Source organism: bacterium (assembly GCA_021372775.1).
Taxonomy (GTDB): Bacteria; Acidobacteriota; Polarisedimenticolia; order J045; family J045; genus JAJFTU01.
On sequence record JAJFTU010000387.1, the window covers coordinates 1 to 3,416 of the forward strand.

Annotated in this window: 2 protein-coding genes; one reads left to right on the forward strand and one right to left on the reverse strand. The window is 75.9% G+C overall.

From position 1 onward, the window contains the following. Positions 1–280 precede the first annotated feature (280 nt). On the reverse strand, positions 281–2,413 hold the full coding sequence (locus tag LLG88_12900; GenBank protein MCE5247804.1) for an ATP-dependent DNA helicase: 2,133 nt from the start codon (positions 2,411–2,413) through the stop codon (positions 281–283). 308 nt (positions 2,414–2,721) lie between these two features. Here LLG88_12900 and LLG88_12905 point away from each other — a divergent pair. Further along, positions 2,722–3,416: YitT family protein (locus tag LLG88_12905; GenBank protein ID MCE5247805.1), on the forward strand; the 695-nt coding region annotated here is incomplete at its 3' end.

A 3,416-nucleotide genomic window follows, 5' to 3' on the forward strand; every position in this document is an offset into this window, starting at 1 on the left:
GCGGCGGTACCAGCCGGCGCGGGGGAAGCGGGTCGGCGCGCCGCGGTCGAGGTGGGCGGGGCAGTCGGGCCACGGGCAGTGGCGGGGCCGGAAGAGCTCCGGGGCGGAGGTCGGTCGCTGGTCGGGCGGCAGGGAGTCGAGCATGCCGGGGATGGGAAGCAAAGGGCGTGCCGCCGCAAGTCGTTGATTCCAAAGGAGCGGGCTCGGCGGAAACGTCCGCCGGCGGACGGCCCCGTCCGCCCGCGGACGACGGCCGACCAACACGGTCGGCTCCACGTTGTTAGGGGACGTCGGGGAGGCGGAGGACGGAGAGGAGGGCGTCGCCGTAGAGCTCGAGTTTGGCGGGGCCGATGCCTTTGATTTTCGCCAGTTCGGCGAGCGATTCGGGCCCAACCTCGGCCACGGCCCGCAGCACGGCGTCGTGGAACACCATGAACGGCGCCGTCCCGCGCCGGGCCGCTTCCTCCGCGCGCCAGGCGCGCAGCCGCGCGTAGACGCGCGTGGCGTTCGGGTTCGCTCCGCCCGTCGCGGTCGTCGGCGTTTCGCGCGCCGCGTTCCGCGCGGCGCGCCCCTGCTTCGCGCCCGGCAGCCGCGGCCCGTCGTTCTTCGAGGCCCTCGCCACGTACGCGGCGGCGGGGAACGCGACCTCGGGACGCTCGAAGCCGCGCATGGCGCGCGCGCCGGCTTCGGTCAACGCGAGGACGGAGGCGCCGACCGGGCCGCCGTCGAGCGGGACGCGGTCGATCAGCGCGGCGTCGGCGAGCGCGTCGAGGAGCCGCTTGACCCGCTCCTGGCCCATCCCGGCGAGCTTCCCGAACGTCGGCACGGCGTCGAGCCCGCGCGACAGGATCTCCTTCGACTGGCTGCCGGCGAGGACCTGCGCGATCCGCTCCTGGCCGAAGCGGCGGTCGAGGCGCGCGACGGCGGACAGCGCGACCCGCACCGCGAAGTACTGCTCGTCGTCGAGCGGTCTCGCCGCGCCGCGCCGCCGCGCCGCGCCGCGGCAGTTGTCGCAGGCGCCGCAGGGCGGGGCCGCGCCGGGGGCGTCCTCCTCGCCCGCGCCGGCGGCGAAGTAGGCGTGGACGAAGCGGGCCCGGCAGGCGCGCGTCTGCGCGAAGCGGACGATCGCCTCGAGCCGCTCGGCGTCGCGGCGCGCCTTGCGCGCGCGGAACGCGTAGTCGATCGGCGCCGGCCCCTCGCCCACGGCGACGCCGCGCTGCTCGGCCGCCTGCCGCAGCAGCCGCGCCGCGGTCTGCGCGGCCATCCGCTCCGCCGCGTCCGCGCCGAGCGCCTCGATCTCCTCGCTCGTCGGGTCGCCGGCCAGCGCCGCCCAGACGGCCTCGAAGAGCGGCCGCGAGGGGTTCGAGCCGGCGAGGAAGAACTCCTGCGTCCGCACGTCGGCCGGGCTGTAGAGCAGCTCGCACACGGAGGGCTTGCCGTCGCGTCCCGCGCGTCCGGCCTCCTGGTAGTACGCCTCGACGCTCCCCGGCAGGTCGACGTGGACGACGAGCCGGATGTCCGGCTTGTCGATCCCCATCCCGAAGGCGTTCGTGGCGACGATCGCGTCGGCGCGCCCCTCGATGAACGCGTCCTGCGCCCGCTTCCGCTCGTCGTCGCCGAGGCCGGCATGGTAGGCGACGGTGCGCGCGCGGCGGACGCGCAGCCAGGCGCACCACTCGTCCACGTTGCGGCGCGTCGCCGCGTAGACGATCGCCGGCGGGCCGATCTCCGCGAAGAGCCGCTCCAACTCCGCCTGCTTCTCCGCCCAGCCGCGGCAGTGCGCGGCGCGCAGCGAGAGGTTCGGCCGCTCGAATCCGGCGACGAACTCCAGCGCGTCGTCCACGCCGAGCTGACGCGCGATGTCGGCGCGGACTTCCGGCGTCGCCGTGGCGGTGAAGGCCCCGACCGGCGCGCCGAGACGCGCCCGCAGCGCGCCGAGGCGGCGGTAGTCGGGGCGGAAGTCGTGCCCCCACTGGCTGATGCAGTGCGCCTCGTCGACGACGAGCCGCGACGGCCGGATCCGCTCCAGCGTCGCCTGGAACGAGTCGAGCGCGAGCCGCTCCGGGGCGACGTAGGCGAGCTTGAGCCGTCCCGCGGCGAGGTCGGACATCGCCCGGCCGCGCTCCTCGGCGTCGAGGCCGGAATGGATCGCCGCCGCCGGCAGCCCGCGCGCGACGAGCGCGTCCACCTGGTCCTTCATCAGCGCGATCAGCGGCGAGACGACGATCGTCGTGCCGGGGGCGGCGAGGGCGGGGAGCTGGAAGCAGAGCGACTTGCCGGCGCCGGTCGGCATCACCGCGACGACGTTCCGCCCGGCGGTCATCGCCTCGACGATCTCCCGCTGGCCGGGGCGGAACCCGTCGTGGCCGAAGGCCCGGCGGAGCAGCGCGTCGATCGTCGGTGGCCCGGACATGCCCCGCAGTCTAAGGTCTGCGCGGCCGACCCGCTTGCCGTCCGCCGGCCGCCCGTCCCGCGCCGCCGACCCGGCCGAGCCGGACGGGCGACCGCGGCGCGCGGGACCGGAACTGGGCCGCGGCGCGGAGCGCCCCGCCTGCCCGCGGGCGCGGTCCCGCGAAGAACCGGATCGTGCCGGGAACGAGGCGGCGCCCCGCTTGCCCGCGGGCGCGGCGCCGCGAAGAACCGAATCGTGCCGGGAACGAGGCGGCGCGGCGCTTGCCCGAGGGCGCGGCCGTGCGATCCTTCCCGGCGAGGAACCTGCCCATGAACACTGCCGATCGTCGTTTCCCGCGCCTGACCCCGAGACGGCTCGCGCGCGGCGCCTGGCGCGGACTGCTGCTCGTGCTCGGCGTCGTCGCCTTCGTCGCCTCGGTGAAGTGCTTCCTCGAGCCGGCCCACCTCCTCTCCGGGGGCGTGACCGGCGCGGGGCTGCTGATGCAGAGCCTTCTCCACGTCCCGGTCGGCCTCGGGATGGCGCTGCTCAACGTGCCGATCTTCCTCGTCGCGTTCCGCGGCGTCGGCCGCGCCTTCGCCGCCCTCTCGGCGCTCGCCGTGATCCTCTCCTGGATCGCCGCCGACTACCTCGCCTTCCCGCCGCTGACGAAGGACCCGATGCTCGCCGCGATCTTCGGCGGCGCGCTGGTCGGCGTGGGGAGCGCGGTGGCGCTCAAGTCGAGCGGATCGCTCGGCGGCTTCGACATCCTCGGCGTCTACGTCAGCCGGCGGTTCGGGGTCGGCGTGGGGGAGGCGCTCCTCGCGCTGAACGGCGGACTCGTCGTCGCCACGGCGCTCATCTCCAGCGCCGAGCTGGCGATGTACACGCTGCTCGGCATCGTCGCGACCAGCTGGGCGCTCGACGCGATCCAGGCGCCGCGCCCGCGCCGCGCCTTCCTCGTGATGACGCGCCGCCCCGGCCCGATCCAGGACCGCGTGCTGCGGCAGATGGGGCACGGCGCGAC

Bases quoted from the DNA above. Each gene is read 5' to 3' on its own strand.
- LLG88_12900 (MCE5247804.1), bottom strand. From the start codon at position 2,413: ATGTCCGGGCCACCGACGATCGACGCGCTGCTCCGCCGGGCCTTCGGC.